This window comes from Streptomyces sp. NPDC044921 (assembly GCF_056432865.1).
The window spans coordinates 163,306-188,392 of sequence record NZ_JBWKIF010000004.1; the positions used below are offsets into that span (position 1 = coordinate 163,306).

A 25,087-nucleotide genomic window follows, 5' to 3' on the forward strand; every position below is an offset into this window, starting at 1 on the left:
TGGGTGCCTGCGGGTTCGTCGTGGCTGGTCGCGCGCACGCGGCGGCAGCCGCATATCGAATACGGCCCCGCGCCCCTAGGGGGCCGTCAGCGGGCCGTAGGCCCCGGGCGCCCGGTCCCGGTAGAACTGCCAGCGGTCGCGTACCTCGCGCAGCTTCGCCATGTCCAGGTCGCGCACCACCAGCTCGGGCTCCTTGTCGTTGGCCACCTCGCCGACGAACTGGGCCTCCGGGTCCACGAAGTACGAGGTGCCGTAGAAGTCGTTGTCGCCGTACTCCTCGACGCCGACCCGGTTGATCGCGCCGACGAAGTACTCGTTGGCCACGGCCGCCGCCGGTTGTTCCAGCTGCCAGAGGTAGCCGGACAGGCCCCGGGAGGTGGCCGAGGGGTTGAAGACGATCTCGGCGCCCGCGAGGCCCAGGGCGCGCCAGCCCTCGGGGAAGTGGCGGTCGTAGCAGATGTACACGCCGATCCGGCCGACCGCGGTGTCGAAGACGGGCCAGCCGCTGTTGCCCGGGCGGAAGTAGAACTTCTCCCAGAAGCCGCGGACCTGGGGGATGTGGGTCTTGCGGTACTTGCCGAGGTAGGAGCCGTCCGCGTCGATGACGGCGGCGGTGTTGTAGAGGACGCCGGGCTGCTCCTCCTCGTACATCGGCAGCACCAGGACCAGGCCCAGTTCCTCGGCGAGGGCCTGGAAGCGGCGGACGACCGGGCCCTCGGGGATCCGCTCGGCGTACTCGTAGAAGGCGGGGTCCTGCACCTGGCAGAAGTACGGGCCGTAGAACAGCTCCTGGAAGCAGAGGACTTGGGCGCCCTGCGCGGCGGCGTCGCGGGCGGCCCGCTCGTGCACCTGGATCATCGACTCCTTGTCGCCGGTCCAGGCGGTCTGGAAGACGGCGGCACGGATCACTCGGCTCATCGGGACCTCCGGTCGCTCGGTGTGCCGTGAGCCTAGGAAGCCGGGACGTCCTCTTCGAGTGGCACCGTGTCACGTCCCGCGACGTGCGGCGTGCCACCGTGTCACTCTCGAACGGTCTCATGTTTCACCGCCGTTTTCCCAGGTGGTTGCGTGTTTCGCTGCTGTTGCGCGTCGTGCGCGAGGAGCGCGATGTGCACCGAGGCGGCCTGCTCGAAGTCGTCGAGGTCGACGCCGAGCCGGGCCTGTATCGCTTCCAGGCGGCGGTAGAGGGCCGGCCGGGAGACGTGGTGGAGCTGGGCGGTACGGGACTTGTTGCGGCCGGTGGCGAGGTAGGTGCGCAGCACAGACAGCAGGTCCTCGTCCGCCTCGCGCAACAGCCCGTCCAGCTCCCGCTCCGCGAAGGACTGCACGTGCGGGTCGTCGCGCAGCAGGCGGATCAGGCCGCGCAGGTGGACGTCCTTCAGGCGGACCACCGGTGGCAGGTCGAGGACCGTCGAGGAGTCGGCGACGGCGTCCGCGACGTGCCGGGCCTCGCGCAGACCGGCGGGCACGTCGTCCCAGGCGGGCCGCGGGTCGGCCGCGGCGACGACGGTGCGGACCGTCCCGGACTCCGTGCGCAGCCGGGTCGCGAAGTGCGCGGCGAGGGCGCCCGCGTCCTGGTCGCGGGCCACGCTGAGGAGCACGGCGGTGGCTCCGTCGGCCAGCTCCGCCACCAGCCCGGACAGGCCGAGCAGCCGCAGCAGCCGTTCCAGGCGGGCGGGGTCGCCGTCGCGGACCACCAGCGGCACGAACGTGCGCCGGTTGACCGGCAGTCCGGCGGCCCGCGCCCGGGGCAGCAGCTGCCGCGCCGGTACGACGCCGCTGACCAGGTCGGTCAGCAGGCCCTGCGCGGACTGCTCCTCCCAGGAGCGGGTGGCGCCGCCGGCGAGCATGCGGTGCAGGACGAGGGCCTCGGCGGCGCGGTCGGCCAGCAGCCGCCCGGTGGCGGTGTCACCGCGGTAACCGCACAGCACGATCCGGCCCCAGCGCTCCCCGCGCCCGCCGAGTTCGGCCCGGATCCAGCCGTCGTCCTGGGTGCCTCCCCCCGTGCCCGGCAGGCCTGGGCGGTGCCCCCAGGCCTGCCGGGCGATGCGTTCCCAGTCGCGCAGCACGTCGTCGACCGCGGGCCGCTCCCCCGCCGTGCCGAGGACGCGGTGGGCGAGGTTGGTGACGACGACGGGGCAGGCGCTGTGCCGGGCGACCTCGTCGAGCAGGCGCTGCAGCGGGGCACCCGCGGTGATGAGGGCGGTGAGTTCGGTGCGGACGGCCTCGGAGAGGCTGACGGCGGCGAACTTGCGCCGCACCAGCCGGGACTGGACCTCCTCGGTCAGTTCGGCAAAGGGGAAGGGCCGGTGCAGGACGACCATCGGCAGCCCGCACCGCTCGGCGGCCCGGCGCATCACGTCCGGCGGCGCGGGGAAGGCCCGGCCGAGTCCGAGGACGACCGCCGCGGCCTCGGCGCGGTGCAGCGAGCGGACGTACTCCGCCTGCTTGTCGTCGTCGCCGGCGAGCAGCACGCCGGTGGTGAGGACCATCTCGCCGCCCCTGAGCATGACGCCGACGTCGGCGGCCTCGGCGACGTGCACCCACCGCACGGGCCGGTCGAGGTGGCTCGCCCCGGCCACCACCTCGGGCTCCCCGGCGAGCACCCGCTCCAGGGTGAGGACCTGCCGGACCGACAGGGCCGGTTCGAGGGAAGCCGAGGTGATGGTCATGTGAGGTTCCCTTGTGTCAGTGCACCGCTACAGGATGCTCCTCAGAGCGTTCTCGAGGATCGCGGCGCCTTCCTCGGCCTCCGCGACGTTCAGGGACAGCGGCGGGGCCACCCGCAGCGCGCTGGTGTTGTGGCCGCCGCCCTTGCCGATCAGCAGGCCGCCCTCGCGGGCCGCCTCCAGGACGGCCGCCGCGGCCGCCGGGTCGGCCTCGTCGGTGCCGGGCCTGGTGATCTCGATGCCGATCATCAGGCCGCGGCCGCGGACCTCCCGCACGGCCGGCACCTGCGCGGCGGCGGCCCGCAGCCGCTCGATGAGCAGGCCGCCGACGCGCCGGGAGTTGCCCTGGAGGTCGTGCTCCAGCAGGTAGTTCAGGTTGGCGAGGCCCGCCGCCATGGTGATCTGGGTGCCGCCGAAGGTGGAGATGCTGTTGGAGTCGAGGCAGTTCATGATCTCGGAGCGGGCGACGACCCCGCCGATGGACATGCCGTTGCCGATGCCCTTGGCGAAGGTCATGATGTCCGGCGGCCCGTGCTGCCCGTGGGCCTGCCAGCCCCAGAAGTGCTCGCCGGTGCGGCCCCAGCCGGTCTGCACCTCGTCGGCGATCCACAGGATGCCGCGCTCGTGCAGCACTTCGCGGAAGGCGGCGTAGAGCCCGTCGGGCGGTGAGGTGAAGCCGCCGACGCCCTGGATGGGCTCGGCGATCAGCGCGGCCGGCGGGCGGGTGTGGCCGAGCAGGTCGGCCAGGTCGTCCACGCAGGCCGCGATGAAGTCGCCGTCGCTCAGGGCGGCGTACGGGCCGCGGGTGCGGACGCCGCCGTGCACGTACAGCGTCTGCAGCGGGGACAGCGAGGTCGGGGACCAGCCGCGGTTGCCGGTGATGCCGACGGAGCTGAAGGAGCGGCCGTGGTAGCTGTTGCGCATGGCCAGGATCGTGTTGCTGCGCCGGTAGGTCGTGGCGAGCAGCAACGCGGTGTCGTTGGCCTCGGTGCCGGAGGTGGTGAAGAACACCCGGGCGTCCGGGATGCCGCTCAACTGGGCGATGCGCTCGGCCAGTTCGACCATCGGGCGGTTGAGGTACAGGGTCGAGGAGTGGATGATCCGCCCGGCCTGCTCGCTCACCGCCTTGGTCACCTCGGGCAGCGCGTGCGCGGTCATGGTGGTGAGGATGCCGCCGAAGAAGTCGAGGTAGCGGTTGCCCTCGGCGTCCCAGACGTGGCGGCCCTCGCCGTGGGTGATCTCGATCGGCTCCTCGTAGTACAGGGCGAGCCAGTCCGGGAGCACGGCCCGGTGGCGGCCCAGCAGGTCGTGGGTCACGGCCGCACCAGCCCTTCGTAGGCGTCGGGGCGGCGGTCGCGGTAGAAGGCCCACGTCTGCCGCACCTCTTCGATGAGGTCGAGGTCGATGTCCCGGACCACGAGCTCCTCCTTGCTGTCGCTGGCGACGTCTCCCACGAACTGCCCGCGCGGGTCGACGAAGTAGCTCGTGCCGTAGAAGTCGTTGTCGCCGTACTCCTCCTGCCCGACGCGGTTGATCGCGGCGACGTAGTAGCCGTTGGCGACGGCCGCCGCGGGCTGCTCCAGCCGCCACAGGTGGGCCGACAGGCTCCGGTGCGTGGCGGAGGGGTTGTAGACCAGCTGGGCCCCGGCCAGTCCGAGCTCCCGCCAGCCCTCCGGGAAGTGGCGGTCGTAGCAGATGTACACGCCGACCCTGCCGGCCGCCGTGTCGAAGACGGGCCAGCCGAGGTTGCCGGGCTTGAAGTAGAACTTCTCGCGGAAGCCCTTCAGCTGCGGGATGTGGTGCTTGCGGTACTTGCCGAGGTAGCTGCCGTCGGCGTCGATCACGGCCGCGGTGTTGTAGTAGAAGCCGGGCTGCTCGGCCTCGAACACCGGCGCGACGATCACCATGCCGGTCTCGCGGGCGAGCGCCCGCATCCGCCGGACCGTGGGCCCGTCGGGGACGGGCTCGGCCCAGCGGTAGTGCTCCGGCTCCTCGACCTGACAGAAGTAGGGGCTGTTGAAGACTTCCTAGACCCGATGATCCTCGCGCCCCGGCGGGCCGCCTCGCGGGCGTGCTCCTCGTGTTTCGCCACCATGGACTCGGTGTCGCCGGTCCAGGTGGCCTGGACCAGGGCGGCACGTACGACGTTGGGCATGAGCTGCTCCTTCGACGCGACGTCTGCGCCTCTACGCCCGTAGAAGCGGGCCGTAGAGCCACGAACGTAAGCCTCCCGCCCGGGCTTGCCAAGACCATCGTCGCCAACCCGCGGGGCATCGCGCGATTCGCACTCCTGTGGGTGAGTCGCCGGAGCCACGGTTTCGCCGGTCAGGCGTGGTGCCCGGCGACCCGCAGGGCGTGCACGAGGTCCCAGCGGCGCTCGTCCGACACAGCCGCGGCGGCCTCCAGCAGCAGCGGTACGAGACGCCGCGGGTCGGGCCCGACGCTGCGGGCGGCCTCCTCGGGGGTGCGGACCCTGACGTAGGCGTCGAGCAGCACGCGCACCTCACGCCGGCGCCCTTCGCCGGCCAGCGCGAGGACAGCCCGGCCGATCTCGTCCGGCGGGCGGGCGACGCCCTGCCGCAGCATCTGCCGCGCGTCGCTCTCGCGTCCCGCCGCGGCCAGGGCGTCGGCGGCGGCGACCAGTTGCCCGGCGGGCAGCGAGGCCGCCTCCCAGAGCAAGGTCTGCCAGTCGGCGTCCAGCCCGGCGCGGTGCAGCCGCTCGGCGAGCAGCGGGAACCGGGCCGGTTGCCAGGAGGCCGCCTCGACGAGCAGGGCGTGCGCCTCCCCGCTGCGCCCCTCGCCCCGCAGCCACGCCAGCGTCTCGACGACCCTGGCGACCTCGTCCCGGTCGGCGTCCCCGGCGGCGGTCCCCTCCCCCACCGCGCGCCCGTCCCCCGTCTCTTCGGCGGCCCCGGCGAAACGGGCGCCCCGGGGACCGCCCCCGGCGACCGGGGCACCGGGCAGGGGCAGCACGGGCACGGCGGCGGGCGTCACGACGGGCACGTCGTCCTCGTCGACGACCCCGGCGAACCGGGCACTGCCGCGCCGGCGCCTGCGGAGCCTGGGGGCGGAGGGCGACGGGGTCCTGCTCTGCGCCTGCGCCGGGGAGGGCGCGGGAGGAGGGGCCGGGGTGGGGGCGGCGGAGGGGGTGGGGGCGGCGGAGGGGGCGGTCGGAGTTGGGGCGGCCGGGGTGGGGGCCGGGGCGCCGGACGGGCCACGCCGGGACGAACCACGGGCAACCGCCGACGCACCCCCGCCCTCACCCGCGTCATACCGGACCGCACTCCCCGCGCCGGCCCCCTGCGCCACCCCCCGACCCGGTGTCGTCGAAGACCCCACGGCACCATGAGGACCGTCGGGAACCGACGGCCTACCGCCACCGTCGCCCGGCGCCGACCAGCCGCGCGTGGTCTCGCCGTGCCCGGCCTGCCGGGCGGGCACGGCCGCCGTCCCGCCACCACCCCCACGGTCCTGCCCGGTCTCGCCGGCGCCGCGCGGAGTGGCCGCCTCACCGGACTCCCCCGCGGCCGCTCCCCGCTCGTGCCGGTCGGCGTGGGCCATCCGGGCCCGCAGTTCCGCACAGCGTGCGGTCGCGCGTGCGTGGTCGTCGCGTGCCCAGGCCAGGTCCACGCGGAGGGCGTCCGCCTGGTCGGGGGTGGTGGCCGAGGTCAGCTGGCGGGACAGGGCGGCCTGGCGTTCCGCCGCGTACTGCTGCTCGCGGAGCATGGCGTCGAGGCGGTCGGCGAGGGAGTCGCGGACGCCCGGCCGGGTGTCGTACGCGGCCAGGGCCGCGGCGTGCAGGACGCGGGCGTGTTCGGTCTCCGGGCCGGTGCTCCCCGGCCCGTACCGCACGGCGAGGTCGGCCAGCAGGGACTCCACCACGTCCCAGGGGGGCGTCTCGCGCCCGTCGAGGCAGGCCCGCATGCCCTCCGGATCCCGCTGCCAGAACACCGCGCACCAGCCGCCGGACGGGTCGAGGCGCGCCAGGAGACCGTCCAGGTAGTTCGCGAACTCCCGCACCCCGGCCGGGAGTCGATCCGCCGCCATCGCTCAACTCCCGCCCGACCGGAGCACTCCGCCCCGTAGGCAACACCAGTCGTGTTACAGCGGTGCTACGGGGAGTTTTCACCCGCGGAGCGGGCTTCTCCGGGGGCCGGTCAGAGCGGCACGAGGACGCACTGCCCGGCGAGTTCGTCCATCGACAGACCCAGTACGCCGGCCAGCGCGGCCACCGTGAAGAAGGCCGGGGTCGGGGCCCGTCCGGTCTCGATCTTCCGGAGGGTCTCCGCGGAGATGCCCGCGCTCGCCGCGACCTCGGCCATGCTCCGGTCGCCACGCGCCTCACGCAGCAGCCTGCCCAGCCGCTCGCCGCGTTCGCGCTCTTCGGGGGTGAGAGGGGTGCGCACCATGCCACCATTCTAATACCGGTATAGTAATTGGCATGGTGGAGCTGAAGACAGACACATCGATCGACGCCATGTACGAGGCGGGCCAGGTCGTCGCCCGCGCGCTGACGGCCGCCCGGAAGGCCGCCGACGTGGGCGTTTCCCTGCTGGAACTGGACGAGGTGGCGCACGACGTGCTGCGAGAGGCGGGCGCGTCCTCCCCCTTCCTCGGCTACCGGCCGTCCTTCGCGCCGACCCCGTTCCCGGCCGTCCTGTGTGTCTCGGTCAACGACGCGATCGTGCACGGCATCCCGACCCGGTACCGGCTGCGCGACGGCGACCTCGTGTCCATCGACTTCGGCGCCGAACTGGGCGGCTGGGTCGGCGACTCGGCGCTCAGCTTCGTCGTGGGCACCCCGCGCCCGGGCGACCTGCGCCTGATCGAGACGGCCGAGCGGGCGCTCGCCGCCGGCATCGAGGCGGCCGTCGTCGGCAACCGCATCGGCGACATCGCCCACGCGATCGGCACGGTCTGCCGCTCCGCCGGCTACGGCATCCCCGACGGCTTCGGCGGCCACGGCATCGGGCGCCGGATGCACGAGGACCCGGGCGTGCCGAACGAGGGACGGCCCGGACGCGGCATGCGCCTGCGGCACGGCATGGTGCTGGCGATCGAGCCCATGGTCGTCGCGGGCGGCACGGACGACTACCACGCGGCGCCCGACGGCTGGACCCTGAAGACGAACGACGGCTCCCGCGCGGCCCACGCCGAGCACACGGTGGCGATCACGGACGCGGGCCCGAGGATCCTGACCGCACGCTGATATCGACCGGGTTCATCCGGTTATGCCCCGAAGGTGCCCCTTGTCGGCGATCGTGCGAAGGTGTTCTACGAGCGCGCCCCAGGTGTAACGGGCTGCCACCCGGGTTACCCGACCCCGGCACGTCGACCAGCGAGGGCGTCCCCCGCCCGGGCGCCGGGGACGCCGGGAACGGAAGGCCCATGAGCAGCGGCTTCAGCAGCCCGGAGGGCTACGGCTCGGACCCCTTCGGAGAATTCCTCGCACGCTTCTTCGGCGGACCGCGTCCCGGTCCCCGGCAGATCGATCTCGGCCGGCTGCTCAGCCAGCCGGCCCGGGAGCTCGTCCGCGGTGCCGCGCAGTACGCCGCCGAGCACGGCAGCCGGGACCTGGACACGCAGCACCTGCTGCGGGCGGCGCTCGCGACGGAACCCACCCGGACCCTGCTGAGCAAGGCCGGCGCGAACCCGGACTCGCTGGCCTCCCAGATCGACGAACGGTCGGGCCCGGCCCAGCACTCCCCGGACGACGCGCCGCCGCCGACCGCGCTCTCCCTCACCCCGGCCGCCAAGCGTGCCCTGCTGGACGCGCACGACATGGCCCGGGCCCGCGGCTACGGCTACATCGGCCCGGAGCACGTGCTCAGCGCGCTGGCCTCGAACCCCGACTCGGCGGCCGGGCACATCCTCAACGCGGCCCGCTTCGCGCCCTCCAGTCCGCCCGAGGCACCGGAGGCACCCCAGGCCGAACGGCCGCGCGCGACCAACACGCCGACCCTCGACAAGTACGGCCGCGACCTCACCGACCTGGCCCGGCAGGGCCGGATCGACCCGGTGATCGGCCGGGACGAGGAGATCGAGCAGACCGTCGAGGTCCTCTCCCGGCGCGGCAAGAACAACCCCGTGCTGATCGGGGACGCGGGCGTCGGCAAGACCGCCATCGTGGAGGGCCTGGCCCAGCGCATCTCCGAGGGGGACGTGCCCGACGTGCTGACCGGCCGCCGGGTGGTCGCCCTGGACCTGACGGGCGTGGTCGCGGGCACCCGCTACCGGGGTGACTTCGAGGAGCGGATGAACAACATCGTCGGCGAGATCCGCGCCCACTCCGACCAGCTGATCATCTTCATCGACGAGCTGCACACGGTCGTCGGCGCCGGTGCCGGGGGCGGCGACGGCAGCTCCATGGACGCGGGCAACATCCTCAAGCCCGCCCTCGCCCGGGGCGAGCTGCACATCGTGGGCGCCACCACCCTGGAGGAGTACCGCCGGATCGAGAAGGACGCGGCGCTGGCCCGCCGCTTCCAGCCGATCATGGTGCCGGAGCCCACCCCCGCCGACGCGATCGAGATCCTGCGCGGTCTGCAGGACCGCTACGAGGCCCACCACCAGGTCCGCTACACCGACGAGGCCCTGGTCGCGGCCGTGGAGCTGTCCGACCGCTACCTCACCGACCGCCGCCTGCCCGACAAGGCGATCGACCTGATCGACCAGGCCGGTGCCCGGGTGCGGCTGCGGGCCCGGACCAAGGGCACGGACGTGCGGGCCCTGGAGCGGGAGCTGGAGCAGCTGGTCCGGGACAAGGACCAGGCGGTCGCGGACGAGCAGTACGAGCAGGCCACCCAGTTGCGCGACCGGATCCTGGACGTCAAGCAGCGGATCACCGACGCCGGCGGTGACGGCGAGGTCGACGAGGGCCAGGACCTGGTGGTCGGTGCCGAGGCGATCGCCGAGGTGGTGTCCCGCCAGACGGGCATCCCGGTCAGCAGCCTCACGCAGGAGGAGAAGGACCGCCTGCTGGGCCTGGAGGAGCACCTGCACGAGCGGGTCGTCGGCCAGGACGAGGCCGTCCGGGTCGTCGCCGACGCGGTGCTGCGCTCCCGCGCCGGGCTCGCCGCCCCCGACCGCCCGATCGGCAGCTTCCTGTTCCTGGGCCCGACGGGCGTCGGCAAGACCGAGCTGGCCCGGGCGCTCGCGGAGGCCCTGTTCGGCAGCGAGGACCGCATGGTCCGCCTCGACATGAGCGAGTACCAGGAGCGGCACACCGTCAGCCGCCTGGTCGGCGCCCCGCCCGGCTACGTCGGGCACGAGGAGGCGGGCCAGCTCACCGAGGTCGTCCGCCGCCACCCGTACTCGCTGCTCCTGCTGGACGAGGTGGAGAAGGCCCACCCGGACGTCTTCAACATCCTGCTCCAAGTGCTGGACGACGGCCGGCTGACCGACTCCCAGGGCCGGACGGTGGACTTCGCCAACACGGTCATCGTCATGACCAGCAACCTGGGCTCCGAGGCGATCACCCGCCGCGGCGCGTCCGTGGGCTTCGCGTCGGGCGGCGCCGACGCGGACGAGGAGGCCCGCCGCGAGCAGATCCTGCGCCCCCTGCGGGAGCACTTCCGCCCGGAGTTCCTCAACCGCATCGACGAGATCGTCGTCTTCCGCCAGCTCACCACCCAGCAGCTGCGCCGGATCACCGACCTGCTGCTGGACCGCACCCGTTCCCTGGTCCGCGGCAAGGGCGTCACGGTCGACTTCACCGACCGCGCGGTGGAGTGGCTGGCCGACCACGGCTACCAGCCGGAGTACGGCGCCCGCCCCCTGCGCCGCACCATCCAGCGCGAGGTGGACAACGAACTGTCCCGCCTGCTGCTGGACGGCAGCGTCGCGGAGGGCGGCCGGGTGACCGTGGACGTGCAGGACGGCCGGCTCGCGTTCAGCACCGCGCCCCGTTAGGGGCGCGGGGAACCGCGCGACCGGCCCCCGCCGATCCGCGCCCGGCGCTCACCGCGCGGGCCGCACCACCATCGCCGACCCGCCGCCCCGCCGCACGGTCTCCGCGGCTGCCAGCCACTTCCCGCCCGGCAGCCGCTGCACCCCGGTGGCCGCGCCGATCTCCGGGTTGGCCCTGAACGAGTGCCCGATCGCCTCCAACCGCCGCCTCACGTCACCGTCGAGCCCCGGTTCCAGCTCCGTCTGCGCGGCGTTGCGCTGGCTGGCCCGGGGCGCGGCGATCGCGTCGACGAGCGGCAGCCCCCGGTCGAGGAACCCGGTGAGCGTCTGCAGCACGGTCGTGATGATCGTCGCGCCGCCCGGTGATCCCAGGGCCACCACCGGCTTGCCGTGCCGGTCGAGCACGATCGTCGGCGACATGGACGACCGGGGCCGCTTGCCCGGCCCGGGCAGGTTCGGGTCGTGCACGGCCGGGTTGGCCGGGGCGAAGGAGAAGTCGGTCAGCTCGTTGTTGAGGATGAACCCCCGGCCCGGCACGGTGATGCCGCTGCCGCCGGTCTGCTCGATGGTGAGGGTGTAGGAGACGACGTTGCCCCACTTGTCGGCGACGGTCAGGTGCGTGGTGCTGTCGCCCTCGTACGTCGTGGGAGCGGCCGTGCCGCCGGCGTCGCACGCCTTCGGGTCGCGCGGATCACCCGGCGCCACGGGACTCGTGAGCACGGCGTCGTCCCTGATGAGGCAGGCGCGCGAGTCGGCGAACCGCTGCGACAGCAGCTCCTTCGTCGGCACGTCCTCGAACGCGGGGTCGCCCACCCACCGGCCCCGGTCCGCGAACGCGATCCGGCTCGCCTCGATGAACCGGTGCAGGTAGGCCGCCCGGTCGGCCTTCGACAGGTCGGTGCGTTCCAGGATGTTGAGCGCCTCGCCGACCGTCGTGCCGCCGGAGGAGGACGGCGCCATGGAGTAGACGCCGAGACCGCGGTACGAGGTCCTGGTGGGTGCCTGGAGCCTGGTGCGGTAGGCGGCCAGGTCCCGGACGGACAGGTCGCCGGGGCGCGCGTGCCAGCCGGAGGAGGGGTCCACCGGCGGCTTGTTGACCGTCTCGACGACCTCCCGTCCGAGCCGGCCGTGGTAGAGCTCCCCGACCCCCTTGCGCGCCAGCTCCGCGTAGGTCCGGGCGAGATCGGGGTTCTTGAAGGTGGAGCCGACGACGGGCAGCCGCCCGCCCGGCAGGAACAGCTCGGCGGTGTCCGGGAAGTACCGGAAGCGGGTCTCGTTGGAGGCCGTCTGCGCGCGGAAGGTCTCGTCGACCGTGAAGCCGTCGCGGGCGAGGCGCTCGGCGGGCTTGAGGACGCTCGCCAGCCGCTTGCTGCCCCACCGGTCGAGGGTCGCCTGCCAGGTGGCGGGCGTGCCGGGCGTGCCGACGCTCAGGCCGCTGCTCACGGCCTCGGCGAAGGGGACGGGCCTGCCGTTCTCGACGAAGAGGTCCTCGCCGGCGCTCAGCGGGGCGGTCTCGCGGCCGTCGATGGTGCGGACCGTGCGGGAGGTGGCGTCGTAGTAGACGAAGTAGCCGCCCCCGCCGATGCCGGCGGAGTAGGGCTCGGTGACGCCGAGGGCCGCGGCCGTGGCGACGGCGGCGTCGACGGCGTTGCCGCCCTTCCTGAGAACCTCGATCCCGGCGGCGGAGGCGTCCGGGTCGACGCTGGAGACGGCGCCGCCGTAACCGACGGCCAGGGGGGTCTTGTCACCGCCGGGACTGTGCGCGGCGGGTGGCGCCGCCGCCCCCACCGAAGCCACCACGGCGGCCGAGACCGCCAGGACCGTCAGATTCCGTGCGACAGGACGACGCATCCGCACCTCCAGGCGATGGCAGTCCGGGCAGCTTAGTTCATCGCCATGGCCCCGTCAGGAACGCGCCGAACGCGTGTCCGCCCGGCCCGCTACCATGCGCGCCCATGAACGACGACGTGCGCAACATCGTCCTGGGCGTGATAGCGGCGGGCCTGAGCGGCGCGATCGGCTGGGTGGCCCGCACCTACCTGTGGAAACGCAGGCTGCGCCGCAAGCAGGCGTTCTTCGGGCTGCCCGACAACTCCGAGTCCCTGCTGGTGGTGAACCGGGGTGCGGCGGGGCCCGAGTTCGCGGTGATGCGCTACGACGTCTTCGCGCTGCTGGAACTCGCCGCACTCATCAAGGACTGCAACGCCCATGCCCAGATCCTCCCGCACGACACGGCCCGTCAGGGCTTCGGGGAGCGCACCGAGTTCTGCGTCGGCGGCCCGGCCTCCAACCGGCGCATGGCGGCCCACCTGTCCTCGCTGCTGCCGGGCGTGCGCGTGAACGTCGACGCCGAACCAGGTCCGGACCGGGGCTCGTTGCTGGTCGGCTCGGAGCGCTACCGCGTGGAGCACGGCCGGGAGGAGTACGCGCTGCTGGCCCGGCTCACCGCGGACCGCACCCACGACATCCGCCCGGTGTTCCTCTTCTGCGGCCAGACGTCGATCACCAACCAGGCCGCCACCCGGTACCTCGCCCGCAACCACGAGCGGCTGACCCGCAAGTACGGCAACGGCTCGTTCGTGCTGCTGCTCAAGGTGATCAACTCGCAGGCGTACGGGCCGGACGTGGTCGAACTGGTGGCCGACGTGACACGCGCGGCGCAGACCGCGCCCCCCGCCGCCGTGGCGGCTCCACGCAACACCCACCGCGCCCCCTGAAGTCCTCCACACCTCAACGATCGTTACTGGCACGTAACTTACCGACGGGTTACCCCTGGTAAAGGGTCGAGGTTACCGTTCGGTCACTTTGCAGTGACACGAGTGAGGAGTGACCGTGGGACCCCACCGCAAGGCCCTGCGCACCACCGCAGCGGGCGCCGTCTCGGCGACCCTGGTCGCCGGAACCGCCCTCGGGATCGCCCCCACCGCCCAGGCGGCGCCCAACCCCGTCCGTTTCGTCGACATCACCGGCGACGGCGGCACCGTCCTCAAGGCCAACGTCGTCACCCCGTCCGGCGCCGACGGCACCCGGCGCCACCCCCTGCTCGTCCTGCCCACCAGCTGGGGCCTGCCCCAGATCGAGTACCTCGCCCAGGCCCAGCAGCTCGCCGACTCCGGGTACGTCGTCGTCACGTACAACGTGCGCGGCTTCTGGCAGTCGGGCGGCGAGATAGAGGTGGCGGGCCCGCCCGACGTCACCGACGCCTCCAAGGTCATCGACTGGGCGCTCGCGCACACCCCCGCCGACCCCGGGCGCGTCGGCATGGCGGGCGTCTCCTACGGCGCCGGCATCAGCCTGCTCACCGCCGCGCACGACCCGCGCGTCAAGGCGGTCGCCTCGCTGAGCGGCTGGGCCGACCTGATCGGCTCGATCTACTCCGGGCGCACCCAGCACGTCCAGGCGGCGGCCCTGCTGGACGGCGCGAGTGTCGTCACGGGCCGCCAGGGCGCCGAACTCCGCCAGGTCTTCGACGACTTCTACAGCTCCAACCTGGCGAAGGAGCCGGAGCTCGTCGCCTGGGGGAAGAAACGTTCCGCTACGACCTACGTCGACCGGATCAACCACAACGGCACGGCGGTCATGCTCGCCAACGCCTGGGGCGACTCGATCTTCCCGCCCAACCAGTACGCCGGCTTCTACGAGAAGCTGACCGGCCCCAAGCGGCTGGAGATGCGCCCCGGCGACCACGCGACCGCCGAACTGACCGGCCTGTTCGGGCTGCCCAACGACGTGTGGAAGGACACCCGGCGCTGGTTCGACCACCATCTGCGGGGCGTGGACAACGGCATCGACCGCGAGCAGCCGGTCCGGCTCAAGTCCCGCGCGGCGGGCGGCTACGAGGGGTACGCGGACTGGAAGTCGGTCGGCGCGGACACCCGGAAGATCGCCCTCGCGGGTTCGAAGACCATCCGGGCGAACGTCAACTCGGGCGCGGACGGCGGAGTCGTCCTCCTGTCCAGCATCCTCGACCAGGTGGCCCGGCTGCCCCCGACGGCCTCCATCCCGCTGCTCCCCCGCAGATGGGCCGCCGTGTGGCAGTCGGAGAAGTACGCCACGGCCCAACGGGTGCGCGGGACCTCAAGGCTCCACACCACCCTCACCCCGACCAAGGAGAGCGGCACCCTCGTCGCCCACCTGTACGACGTGGGGCCGCTCGGCCTCGGCAAGCTGGTCTCCCACGCGCCGTACACCTTCCACGGGCGCACCCCCGGGAAGCCGTTCGGCGTCGACCTGGAGCTGTACTCCACGGCCTACGACGTCCCGGCCGGGCATCGCCTCGCCCTGGTCGTCGACACGGTCGACCCGCTCTACATCGAGCACAACCCGTCCGGCGCGCAGCTGACCTTCTCCTCGCCGGCGAACGACCCGTCATACGTGTCGGTTCCGCTGCGCGAGCAGTGATCTCCGGCTGCCGCCGGACGGGCCTGGCCGATGTGAACCACCGCCCCCGTGGCCTGGTGCCGCGGGGGCCTCACCCGGCGGGAAACGCCCCGCGGACCGGGCGGGCGGTCTGCTCACCCCGAACGGATCGGCGGCCTCGGCGAAGTCCCCCTCTCCGACTGGGATGAAGGGCACATCGTAGTCGAGGTCCGGCCCGACGATCCTTCCGGTGCCCGCCGTTCAGTGCTTGAGGATCTTGGAGAGGAAGTCCTTGGCGCGGTCGCTGCTGGGGTTGGTGAAGAACTCGTCCGGCGTGCGGTCCTCGACGATCCGGCCGTCGGACATGAACACGACGCGGTTGGCGGCCGAGCGGGCGAAGCCCATCTCGTGCGTGACGACGATCATGGTCATGCCCTCGCGGGCGAGCTGCTTCATGACCTCCAGCACCTCGTTGATCATCTCCGGGTCGAGCGCCGAGGTGGGCTCGTCGAAGAGCATCGCCTTGGGCTCCATGGCCAGGGCGCGGGCGATGGCCACGCGCTGCTGCTGGCCGCCGGAGAGCTGTGCGGGGTACTTGTCCGCCTGGTCGGCGACGCCGACCCGCTCGAGGAGTTCGCGGGAGCGCCGGTCGGCCTCCTCCTTCCCGCGCCCGCGGACCTTGACCTGCCCCAGGGAGACGTTCTGCAGGACGGTCTTGTGGGCGAAGAGGTTGAACGACTGGAAGACCATGCCGACATCGGCGCGCAGCCGCGCCAGCGCCTTGCCCTCGTCCGGCAGCGGCTGCCCGTCGAGGACGATCTGCCCGGACTCGATGGTCTCCAGCCGGTTGATGGCCCGGCACAGGGTCGACTTGCCCGATCCGGACGGGCCGATGACCACGACCACCTCTCCCCGGCCGACGGTGAGGTTGATGTCCCTCAGGACATGCAGGCTCCCGAAGTGCTTGTTGACGTCACGCAGCTCGATCAGCGGATCGACGGCCATGCTCAGCCCTACTCACTCTCAGCTGTGTCGTGGTTGCCGCAACGTATCCAGGCCCGATCGGATGTGTCGGGCGACACGCACTTTTCGATCATTAGCCGTATTTACGTCGGGCTTTGGGCCAAAGGTTCCGCCCTCCGGTCAGGACTCCGCGACTTCGGCGTACAGCTGGGACAGCTCGGGCACCCCGTGCGCGGCCCACTCGTGGCCGCAGTCCACGACGTCGAACTCCCGGCCGGAGGTGAGCCGCACGACGGGCTGCCCGTCGGACCTGATCTCCCAGGCGGCGCCGGGCACGGTCCGCACGATCACGGTGCCCAGGTAGAGTCCGGCGTCGTTGCCGAGCCAGGTCAGGGTCTCCTCGTCGTCCCGCCAGCGCGGGACGAGCTGGTCGAGCGCCGCCAGGGAGGCCGCCGAGTCGTCCAGCCGGACACCCTCCTGGGACGCCTGGGAGCGCAGCAGCTCGCACTCGGCGAGGAGTTCCGCGATGCCCGCCGGGTCGGGGAACCCCGTCTTCTGGCGCCGGTGGCCCAGGAAAGGGATGTTCATACGTCCAGCGTGTCATTCGTACCGCCGTATGCACCACAGGGCGCGCGGACCGGGGACGGTGGCCGAGTTCACGCCCTGTTCGCGCGGCGCTCGTTGACGAGTCCCCGCCGTCTCCCTAGTTTCACCGTGCGTCTCGCCCACCGGCTGTCGTCGGGGCTTCCGCACCGGTTCTGCCTTGCGTGGTGTCGCGTCGTGTCTCGATGAGCGGGAGGAGTCGGCCGTGCGCCGATGTGTCCGGGGGATCCTGGTCGTCCTGGCCCTGTGCGGGTCGCTGGTCCCGGCGGTGCCGGCGGGGGCCGCCGAGGACGAACGCGCCGCGCCGGCGCCGCTGGAGCGGCTGTTCGACAACAGCGCCGTCAGCGACGACGGCCGGCCCGGGGAGGCCGACTTCGACGGCGCCGGGGCGTCCCTGTCGGCGCGTGACCTCGCGGCCGCCGGCTGGACGCCCGGTCGCGTCCTCACCCTCCAGGGCGCCCGGCTGACCTGGCCGAAGCGGCGGCCCGGTGAACCGGACAACGTCCGCGCCGCCGGGCAGCACGTCCGGGTCACGGGGCACGGCGACGCCCTGGCCTTCCTGGTGGCGAGCACCTCCGGTGCGGACGCGGGCGGCGCGGGCACCGTGGTCTACGCGAACGGCACGCGTTCCGCCTACCGGCTGAGCGCACCCGACTGGCGCACCGGGCCGCTCGCCACGAAGGCCGTGGCCCTGCCGCACGTCAACACCCCCGGCGGGCAACTCGCCGAGCGTGCCCGCCTCTACGCGGTGACCGTACCGCTGGCACCGGGGCGCGCGGTCGCCTCGGTACGGCTTCCACAGGCGGCCGGGCTGCACGTCTTCGCCGTCTCGGTACGGTCCGGCGGGGCGGCCTGGACGGGCAGCTGGGCGACGTCCACGGGCGGCTACGCCGCCGTCGGGCCGTGGACGGACCGCACGCTGCGGCTGGTGGTGCACACCTCGGCCGGCGGTCCCCGGGTGCGGGTCCGGTTCGACAACACCTTCGCGGCGACGCCCGTGCGGATCGGCGGCGCGACGGTGGCCGTGCGGGCGTCGGGCGCGGCCGCGCGGGGCACTCCGGTGCCGCTGTCCTTCGGCGGGGCGGCGGGCGTGGAGATCCCGGCCGGGGCGCAGGCCCACAGCGACGCTCTCGGCTTCGCCGTGCCCGCCGGCACCGATCTGCTGGTGAGCTTCCACCTGCCCGGCACGGTGGCGGCCGCGCCGGTGCACCGGCTCGCGCAGCAGCGGTCGTACGTCAGCGAACCCGGCGACCACACGGCCGACGGCTCGTCCGGCCCGTACACGTCGGTGATCACCAGCTGGCCCCTGCTGGCCGGGGTCGACGTGAGCGGCGGCCCCGGGTCCGTGGTGCTGCTCGGGGACTCGATCACCGACGGCGACAAGTCGACGGTGGACGCGAACCGGCGCTGGCCGAACGTCCTGGCTAACCGGCTCCTGGCGCAGAGCACCGCCCCGCGCTACGGCGTGCTGAACCAGGGCGTCTCCGGCAACCGGGTGGTCACCGACCGGTACCCCGGCGACGGGGTGTCCACGGACACGGCCGGGGTGAGCGCCCTGCACCGGTTCGACCGGGACGTGCTCGCGCAGACGTCGGCGCGTACCGCGGTCGTCTTCGAGGGCGTCAACGACCTGCGGTGGGACACCTCGGCGCGGCGGGTGATCGCGGGCCTGCGGGACCTCGCGGCGCGCGGGCACGCCCGGGGGGTGCGGATGCTCGCCGCGACGATCCTGCCCTGCGAGGGGGAGGCGCGGTGCACCGCCGCCGTGGACACCGAGCGCCGGGCCGTGAACGCGTGGATCCGGGACGGCGGGGTCTTCGACGGCGTGCTCGACTTCGACGCGGTGGTGCGGGATCCGCAGCGGCCGTCCCGGATGCTGCCCGCCTACGACAGCGGCGACCATCTGCACCCGGGCGACGCGGGTCTGGCGGCCCTGGCGGACTCGGTGGACCTGCGGCTGCTCGGGCCTTGAGGACCGCCGTCCGCGGCGTGCTCCGGACTGCGCCCTAGACGTCGAGGTCCACCACGACCGGGGCGTGGTCCGAGGCGCCCTTGCCCTTGCGCTCCTCGCGGTCCACGTACGCGTCCTTCACGGCCTGCGCGAACGGCTGGTTGCCGTAGACCAGGTCGATGCGCATGCCGCGGTTCTTCGGGAAGCAGAGCTGGCGGTAGTCCCAGTACGTGAACGGGTGCTCGTACTTCAGGGGCCGCGGGACCACGTCCGACAGGCCGGTCTCGCGCAGGGAGGCCAGGGCGGCGCGCTCGGCGGCCGTGACGTGCGTGGAGCCCTCGAAGAAGGCGCGGTCGAAGACGTCGTCGTCCGTCGGTGCCACGTTGTAGTCGCCCATGACCGCGAAGGGGCGGCTGCCGGCCGCGTCACCGGCGACGGCGGCCTTGAGGGCCTCGAACCACTGCAGCTTGTAGGCGTAGTGGGGGTGGTCCACCTCACGGCCGTTCGGCACGTAGACCGACCAGACGCGGAGCGGGCCGCAGGTCGCCGAGATGGCGCGCGGCTCCACCGAGCCGTCGAAGCCGGGGTCGCCCGGCAGGCCCTTGACGACGTCCTCGATGCCGACGCGGGAGAGCACCGCCACGCCGTTCCACCGGCCGGTGGCGTGGACCGCCGACTCGTAGCCCAGCTCGCGCAGCTGCTCCGCGGGGAACTGGTCCTCGGCGACCTTGGCCTCCTGGAGGCACAGCACGTCCGTGCCGCTGCTCTCCAGCCAGGCCAGGAGCCTCGGCAGGCGGGCGGTGATCGAGTTCACGTTCCAGGTCGCGATGCGCATGCCTCACAACCTACCCGGAGGGTGTGACAACGCGGCCGGGTCCCTGCCGGGCCTCAGACCTCGGCGGAGTCCCCCGGCGTCAGCCGCAGGTGTTCCGAGCCGCCGAGCTGCCCGATCTGGCGGTCGTAGATCGGGCGGGCCAGGTCGGTGAGGAGGGCGTCGTGGATGTCGTAGGCGCGCTGCGGCCGCAGCTCGCGGACGTAGTCGATCACCTCGGAGATCTTGCTCCAGGGGGCCATGACGGGGAGCATCAGCGTCTCGACCGGGTGGTCGGGGACGGTCAGGGCGTCGCCGGGGTGGAACACCTTGCCGCCGTCGAGGAGGTAGCCGACGTTGGTGATGCGCGGGATGTCCGGGTGGATCACGGCGTGCAGTTCGCCGTGGACCTGGACGTCGAAGCCGGCGGCGGTGAACGTGTCGCCGTGGCCGACGGTGTGGACGCGGCCCGGGAAGGCGGACGAGATCTTCTCCGCGACCGACCGCAGCGTCCAGATCTCGGCGGCCGGGTTGTCCTCCATCGCCGCGCGCAGCCGGAACTCGTCGAAGTGGTCGGGGTGCTCGTGGGTGACGAGGATCGCGTCCGCGCCGAGCGCGGCGTCCTCCTCCGTGAACCCGCCCGGGTCCAGGACGAGGGTCCGGCCGTCCTTCTCCAGACGGACGCAGGCGTGCGACTTCTTCGTGAGCTTCATGATTCCATCCTGCCCCCGCGCTCCCGCCGGGCTCATTCCTGGGGTGTGGTCTCCTCCCGGATGACCTGCTGGGCCACCTTGAAGGCGCTGTTCGCCGCCGGCACGCCGCAGTAGACGGCCGCCTGGAGCAGTACTTCCCTGATCTCGTCGGGGGTCAGGCCGTTGCGCAGGGCGGCTCTGGTGTGGAAGGCCAGCTCGTCCAGGTGGCCGCCGGCGACCAGGGCGGTGAGGGTGACGCAGCTGCGGGTGCGCCGGTCGAGTCCGGGGCGGTGCCAGATCTCGCCCCACGCGTAGCGCGTGATGAACTCCTGGAAGTCCCCCGAGAACGCGTCGGCCTGCGCCAGGGCCCGGTCCACGTGGGCGTCGCCGAGCACCTCGCGGCGGACCTTGATCCCGGCGTCGTACGGATCGGGCCGCCCCTGCCCGTGCGGCGGTACGGCGACCGGGGCGATCTCGGCGACGGGGCCGGTCTGCGGCGGCTGCGGCGGGGCCGGGGAGGGGGCCGGCTTGACGGCGGTGGGCAGGGCGGTCTGGCCGGTGGAGGTCTCGAAGGCGGGCTGCCAGGCGGTGGAGAAGTGCCGTACGAGCAGGTCGGTGACGGCGGCGGGCTGCTCCACCGGCACCAGGTGCGAGGCCCCGGGGACGACCGCGAGGCGGGCGTCCGGGATGCCCGCGACCAGGGTGCGGGCCTCGGCGGGGCCGGTGACCTGGTCGTCCGAGCCGACGAGCACGAGAGTGGGTACGCCGACACGGCCGAGCTCGGTCCGCACGTCGAAGGAGGCGAGCGCCTCGCAGGCGGCGATGTAGCAGCCGGGGTCGGTGGTGCGCACCATCTGCACGGCCCACTCGGTGATGGCGGGCTGCGCGGCGGCGAACCCGCCGGTGAACCAGCGCTCGGGCGCGGTCCGGGCGATGGGGTCGAGGCCGTTCGTCCGCACGATCACGCCGCGCTGCCGGAACTCGTCGGCCGTGCCGAAGCGCGGCGAGGCCGCGATCAGCGCGAGGGAGGCCAGTCGCTCGGGGTGGCGCAGGGCCAGCTCGATGCCGACGGCGCCGCCGAGCGCGCAGCCCGCGTAGCCGAAGCGCTGCACGCCGAGCCCTTCGAGGGTGGCCAGCAGCCGTGTGGTGAGGTCGGTGACCGAGCCCGCCGGGTACGCGGGGGCGCCGCCGTGGCCCGGCAGGTCGAACCGGAAGACGCGCCACTGCCCGGCCAGCTCGGGGACCTGGCGGTCCCACATGTGCCAGGTGGTGCCCAGTGAGGGACCCAGGATCAGGACCGGAGCGTCTTCTGGCCCGTCGAAGCGGTATTGCAGGGTGTTCGGGGGTGTCTCACTCACGCCTCAGACCCTCTCACGTATCACCCGCCCCTCTGACGGGGGTCCGTGCATACCGTCCTGCGATCATGCTGCACGCCCGTCGCCGGCCGCCCCGTCAGGGCGGGTCCTTCGCCCGCGCGCTCATGACGTGGGGCCGGCGCACGCCCGCGCCGACTGCCTGATCAGGAACGCCAGGCGGCGCACGCCCTCGTCGATCCGGGGCCCGGTGACCGAGCTGAGGGAGAGACGCAGTTGGTACTCGGTGCCGGGGCCGCTGCCGAAGTGGCGCATCGGGGTCCACAGCACGCCGTGCTCGCGGGCCGAGACCTCCAGCAGCGCGTCATCGGCGGGGAAGGGCACGGTGACGACGACGAAGAAGCCGCCGTGCGGGACGTTCCAGGTGACGCCCGAACCGCTGTCCGGCGGGAAATGGAGAGCCAGTGCCGCCAGCAGGCGGTCGCGGTTGTCCCGGTAGAGGGCGATCTCCCGGGCGTTGGCCTCGCGCAGGGCGCAGTCGTGGGTGAGGAGCTTTCCGGCGATCACCGCCTGGGCGATGGGCGAGGTGTTGACCGTGAGCATGCTCTTCAGCTTGGACAGTTCGTCGGCCAGGAGCCCTCTCGTACCGTCCGCGGCCGTCACCCGCTGATCGGCCAGGACATAGCCGACGCGGGCTCCCGGCAGGCCGGTCTTGGCGAAGGAGCCCAGGTAGACGACGCGGCCTCGGGCGTCGAGGGACTTGAGGGTCGGGAGGGGGGCGCCGTCGGCGGTGAAGTAGCCGTACGGGTTGTCCTCCAGCAGCAGCAGGTCGAGGCGCTCGGCAAGGTGGAGCAGGGTCTGCCGCGTCGGCACGTCGATGCTGACGCCCGAGGGGTTGGAGAAGTCGGGGATCAGGTAGCACGCGCGGGGGCGCAGGCCCTGGGAGCGGGCGTCGCGGACGACCTCTTCCAGGTGGGCGAGGTCGATGCCGTACGGTCCCTCCCGGACCTCCAGGACGGGCATGTCGACGAGGCGAGCGGCGCCCGTGACGCCGACATACGTGGGTGAGACGGCGAGCAGAACGTCGCGGGGACCGGTCCGCAGCGCCCGCAGGACCAGGAACATGGCCTCCTGACAGCCCACGGTGACGACGACGGCCTCGGGGTCGGCCACGATGTTCTCGTCGAGGGCGAGGTGCCGGGTGATCAGTTCATGGACGATGCCCTTGGTACGGCCGTACTGGTAGAAGGTGCGCCGCACCTCATCCTCGCCGAGGCCCCGCTCCTCGCGCAGGTGCCGCTCGTAGCGTTCGAGGTAGCGGTGGACGAGGGAGGTTTCGAAGAATCCCTCGTACGGGCGGCCGGGGGCGAAGGAGATGGCCTCGGGGAAGCGCTGGGCGATCTCGTTGAGGAAGGTCATCGAGCCGAGCGCCGGATCGGTGAGCGAGGCGTGCAGGTCGGTCAGTTCGAGCGTCGCGGGCCCGGCAGGCCGGCTGCCGGCCGTCGGTTCGAGTGGGGCGGTCACCACGGCTGGGGTCCTCCGTCGGATGCGCGGCGGGTCCGCAACAGGGTGGCTGCGGAGGGATCGGTGCAGCCGGCCAGGCCGAGGGCGTCACGGAATTCGGCGGCCAGCAGGTCGAGGGTGCGGCGGACGCCGTCGGTACCCGCGACCGCCAGACCCCACAGCAGGGGCCGCCCGACGAGAACGCCGCGGGCGCCCAGGGCGAGGGCCTTGACGATGTCGACGCCACCGCGGACACCGGAGTCGAGGAGGACCTCGCAGGACTCGGGGAGCGCTGCGCGGACTTCGGGGAGGACGTCCAGGGCCGGGACCACGCCGTCGAGCTGACGGCCGCCGTGGTTGGACACGACGACGGCGTCGGCTCCGCAACCGGCGGCACGGGCGGCGTCGGCGGAGTCCAGGACGCCCTTGACGATCAGCGGCAGCCGGGTGCGGCGACGGAGTTCCTCCAGGTCGGGCCAGGACAGCGAGGGGTCGAAGGCGGCGGCGGTGTGGCGGGCCACCGCCGAGGTCCCTGCCGAGACCCGGTGGGCGGCGGAGGCGGTACCCGTGGTGAGGTTGGCGGCGACGACGTCCTCGGGCAGGGCGAAGCCGTTGCGGACATCCCGCAGGCGGCGGCCCATCCAGGGGACGTCCACGGTGAGCATGACGGCCGCGCAGCCGGCGTCCTCGGCCCGGCGTACGAGGTCGAAGGTCGTGGCGCGGTCGCGCAGCCAGTAGAGCTGGAACCAGGTGGGGTCCGCGACGCCGGCGACGTCCTCGATGGTGCGGCTGCTGAGGGTGGCCACGGTGAAGGGGACGCCGGCTTCCTTGGCGGCGCGGGCGACGGCCAGTTCGCCGTCGGGGTGGACGAGCCCGTGGTAGCCGATGGGAGCGACGGCCACCGGCATCGCGGCGGGCAGACCGAGCAGGGTCGTCGCCGGATCACAGCCCGACACGTCCCGCAGGGCCCGCGGAACCAGGCGGGTCGCCTCAAAGGCACGGCGGTTGGCGGCGAGGGTGAGTTCGGCCCCGGCGCCGCCGGCCACGAAATCCCGTACCGGGGCGGGGAGCAGCCCGTGCGCGGCCCGCTCGATGTCGGCGAGGCTGTGGAGGTTCTCCAGGGCCGTCGCGGGGGCGACCCGGTCGGTGTGGGTCACAGTCCGGGACCGTTGCGTCGGGACATCTCCAGTTCGACGGCCTCGTACAGGGCCCTGATGTTGGACGAGCCGAAGGTCTGGGCGCCGAGTCGTTCGATGACCTCGAAGAAGAGAGTCCGCCGGGGGTGGGCGGAGCGGGTGAAGATCTGGAAGAGCTGGCCGGCGTGGTCCTCGTCGACAAGGATGTTGAGACTCCGCAGGGTCTCGAGGTTGTGACGCCGCAGTGCCACCCGGCGGCCGAGGAGTTCGTAGTAGGTGGCGGGGGTGGAGAGGAATTCGACGCCGCGCCGGGCCAGGGCGCCGACGGTGGCGGCGGCGTCCGTGCTGGAGAAGGCGATGTGCTGGACGCCGGAGCCGCCGTGGTTCTTGAGGAAGTCGTCGATCTGACCGGGCTCGGCCTCGGGGTCGGGCTGGATGAGCGTGAGGGTGATGTCGCCGGAGCGGCTCTGGACCACCTTCGACAGCATCGCCTGGGCGCCGACGGCTATCCGCTCCTCGAAGATCTCGCGGAAGCCGAGGGCCTCGCGGTAGTGATCCACGGTGTCGGCGAGTTCGCCGACACCCAGGCAGACGGCGAAGTGGTCGATCTCCAGCAGTCCCGGCCCGTCGGCGGCCTGCTCGGCGGCGGGGGCCAGCGGCTCGAATCCAGGGGGCAGGTCGTCGCTGTCGTCCCGTTCCACGAGGGTGTGGACCACGTCACCGAAGCCCGACACGGCGGCGGCGGTCGGTGTTCCCGGGCCGGCCTGCGGGGCGGGTCCGTCGACGGGACGGGCGCCGCGGGCGACGGCGTGCTCGTACGCGGCGGCGGCGTCACCGGTGCGCAGGGCGATGCGCGCGACACCGTCGCCGTGCTGCTGCACATAGGCGCTGGCCGGGTGGTCGTCGCCGGTGCCCTGGGTGAGGACCAGCAGGGTCCGGCCGTGGCGCAGGGCGAGGGACCGGTGATGGGGCCCCTGGGCCGTGCCGACGGGACTGAAGGCGTAGTGCTCCCTCCAGTGGGCGCTCGCGCGGTCGAGGTCCTCGACGTAGAACTCCACATGGTCGAGACGGAGGTCGTCGACGGGCAGTGCGGCGTGGTTGTGGGCGATCTCTGCTGCCGTGGTCATGGTGCGTGGTCCGTTTCTTCCTCGGTGTGGCGTGGGGCGCCGCGGGTGGCGG

Annotated in this window: 19 protein-coding genes and 1 pseudogene; 5 read left to right on the top strand and 15 right to left on the bottom strand. The window is 73.1% G+C overall.

Going from position 1 to position 25,087, the window contains the following annotated elements:
* Positions 1–75: 75 nt before the first annotated feature.
* From AC07DA_RS08095 to AC07DA_RS08120, 6 genes and pseudogenes are all read right to left on the bottom strand, one after another.
* Positions 76–918, bottom strand: a complete 843-nt coding sequence (locus AC07DA_RS08095) for a nitrilase-related carbon-nitrogen hydrolase (protein WP_479125659.1) — start codon at positions 916–918, stop codon at positions 76–78.
* Positions 919–1,019: 101 nt separating this feature from the next.
* On the bottom strand, positions 1,020–2,672 hold the full coding sequence (locus tag AC07DA_RS08100; protein WP_479125660.1) for a PucR family transcriptional regulator: 1,653 nt from the start codon (positions 2,670–2,672) through the stop codon (positions 1,020–1,022).
* A gap of 27 nt (positions 2,673–2,699) precedes the next feature.
* Complete coding sequence (locus AC07DA_RS08105; protein ID WP_479125661.1) at positions 2,700–3,986, bottom strand: aspartate aminotransferase family protein; 1,287 nt, start codon at positions 3,984–3,986, stop codon at positions 2,700–2,702.
* Positions 3,983–4,824, bottom strand: a pseudogene (locus AC07DA_RS08110) (nitrilase-related carbon-nitrogen hydrolase). The gene AC07DA_RS08105 and the pseudogene AC07DA_RS08110 overlap by 4 nt, the downstream one beginning before the upstream one ends.
* Before the next feature lie 170 nt (positions 4,825–4,994).
* The gene (locus AC07DA_RS08115; RefSeq protein ID WP_479125663.1) at positions 4,995–6,716 is read right to left on the bottom strand and encodes a hypothetical protein; all 1,722 of its coding nucleotides are present in this window, start codon (positions 6,714–6,716) and stop codon (positions 4,995–4,997) included.
* Positions 6,717–6,826: 110 nt separating this feature from the next.
* Positions 6,827–7,078 carry a helix-turn-helix domain-containing protein gene (locus AC07DA_RS08120; RefSeq protein WP_479125664.1) on the bottom strand — a complete coding sequence of 84 codons (252 nt, stop codon included), beginning with the start codon at positions 7,076–7,078 and terminating at the stop codon, positions 6,827–6,829.
* 32 nt (positions 7,079–7,110) lie between these two features.
* Between AC07DA_RS08120 and map the strand changes: the two genes are divergently transcribed.
* Positions 7,111–7,878, top strand: coding sequence for a type I methionyl aminopeptidase (gene map / locus AC07DA_RS08125; RefSeq protein WP_479125666.1), 768 nt, complete (start codon positions 7,111–7,113; stop codon positions 7,876–7,878).
* Positions 7,879–8,057: 179 nt separating this feature from the next.
* Entirely contained in the window at positions 8,058–10,580 is a 2,523-nt protein-coding gene (locus AC07DA_RS08130) for an ATP-dependent Clp protease ATP-binding subunit (protein WP_479125668.1), read from the top strand.
* A 48-nt stretch (positions 10,581–10,628) separates the two neighbouring features.
* Here the strand turns inward: AC07DA_RS08130 and ggt are convergent, their stop codons facing one another.
* Positions 10,629–12,428: a gamma-glutamyltransferase gene (ggt, locus tag AC07DA_RS08135; protein WP_479125670.1), complete on the bottom strand. Its 1,800-nt coding sequence runs from the start codon at positions 12,426–12,428 to the stop codon at positions 10,629–10,631.
* 104 nt (positions 12,429–12,532) lie between these two features.
* Between ggt and AC07DA_RS08140 the strand changes: the two genes are divergently transcribed.
* Positions 12,533–13,294, top strand: a complete 762-nt coding sequence (locus AC07DA_RS08140; protein ID WP_479125672.1) for a hypothetical protein — start codon at positions 12,533–12,535, stop codon at positions 13,292–13,294.
* A gap of 115 nt (positions 13,295–13,409) precedes the next feature.
* Positions 13,410–14,978 carry an alpha/beta fold hydrolase gene (locus AC07DA_RS08145; protein WP_479125674.1) on the top strand — a complete coding sequence of 523 codons (1,569 nt, stop codon included), beginning with the start codon at positions 13,410–13,412 and terminating at the stop codon, positions 14,976–14,978.
* Between the two features lie 219 nt (positions 14,979–15,197).
* On the opposite strand, the gene AC07DA_RS08150 is transcribed toward AC07DA_RS08145, so the two are convergent.
* Positions 15,198–15,941, bottom strand: coding sequence for an amino acid ABC transporter ATP-binding protein (locus AC07DA_RS08150; protein ID WP_479125676.1), 744 nt, complete (start codon positions 15,939–15,941; stop codon positions 15,198–15,200).
* A gap of 138 nt (positions 15,942–16,079) precedes the next feature.
* Positions 16,080–16,487, bottom strand: coding sequence for a DUF6278 family protein (locus AC07DA_RS08155; RefSeq protein ID WP_479125678.1), 408 nt, complete (start codon positions 16,485–16,487; stop codon positions 16,080–16,082).
* A gap of 220 nt (positions 16,488–16,707) precedes the next feature.
* On the opposite strand from AC07DA_RS08155, the gene AC07DA_RS08160 reads away from it, so the two are divergent.
* Positions 16,708–18,474: an SGNH/GDSL hydrolase family protein gene (locus AC07DA_RS08160; RefSeq protein ID WP_479125680.1), complete on the top strand. Its 1,767-nt coding sequence runs from the start codon at positions 16,708–16,710 to the stop codon at positions 18,472–18,474.
* A gap of 34 nt (positions 18,475–18,508) precedes the next feature.
* On the opposite strand, the gene AC07DA_RS08165 is transcribed toward AC07DA_RS08160, so the two are convergent.
* From AC07DA_RS08165 to hppD, 6 genes are all read right to left on the bottom strand, one after another.
* On the bottom strand, positions 18,509–19,288 hold the full coding sequence (locus AC07DA_RS08165) for an exodeoxyribonuclease III (RefSeq protein ID WP_479125682.1): 780 nt from the start codon (positions 19,286–19,288) through the stop codon (positions 18,509–18,511).
* 53 nt (positions 19,289–19,341) lie between these two features.
* Positions 19,342–19,977, bottom strand: a complete 636-nt coding sequence (locus AC07DA_RS08170; RefSeq protein ID WP_479125684.1) for an MBL fold metallo-hydrolase — start codon at positions 19,975–19,977, stop codon at positions 19,342–19,344.
* A gap of 32 nt (positions 19,978–20,009) precedes the next feature.
* Positions 20,010–21,314 carry a bifunctional 3-oxoadipate enol-lactonase/4-carboxymuconolactone decarboxylase PcaDC gene (pcaDC, locus tag AC07DA_RS08175; protein ID WP_479125686.1) on the bottom strand — a complete coding sequence of 435 codons (1,305 nt, stop codon included), beginning with the start codon at positions 21,312–21,314 and terminating at the stop codon, positions 20,010–20,012.
* A 120-nt stretch (positions 21,315–21,434) separates the two neighbouring features.
* Complete coding sequence (locus AC07DA_RS08180) at positions 21,435–22,796, bottom strand: aminotransferase-like domain-containing protein (protein ID WP_479125688.1); 1,362 nt, start codon at positions 22,794–22,796, stop codon at positions 21,435–21,437.
* Positions 22,790–23,929, bottom strand: a complete 1,140-nt coding sequence (locus tag AC07DA_RS08185; RefSeq protein ID WP_479125690.1) for an alpha-hydroxy acid oxidase — start codon at positions 23,927–23,929, stop codon at positions 22,790–22,792. Before AC07DA_RS08185 ends, AC07DA_RS08180 begins: the two co-directional genes overlap by 7 nt.
* Positions 23,926–25,035 carry a 4-hydroxyphenylpyruvate dioxygenase gene (gene hppD, locus AC07DA_RS08190; protein WP_479125692.1) on the bottom strand — a complete coding sequence of 370 codons (1,110 nt, stop codon included), beginning with the start codon at positions 25,033–25,035 and terminating at the stop codon, positions 23,926–23,928. The genes AC07DA_RS08185 and hppD overlap by 4 nt, the downstream gene beginning before the upstream one ends.
* Positions 25,036–25,087 lie beyond the last annotated feature (52 nt).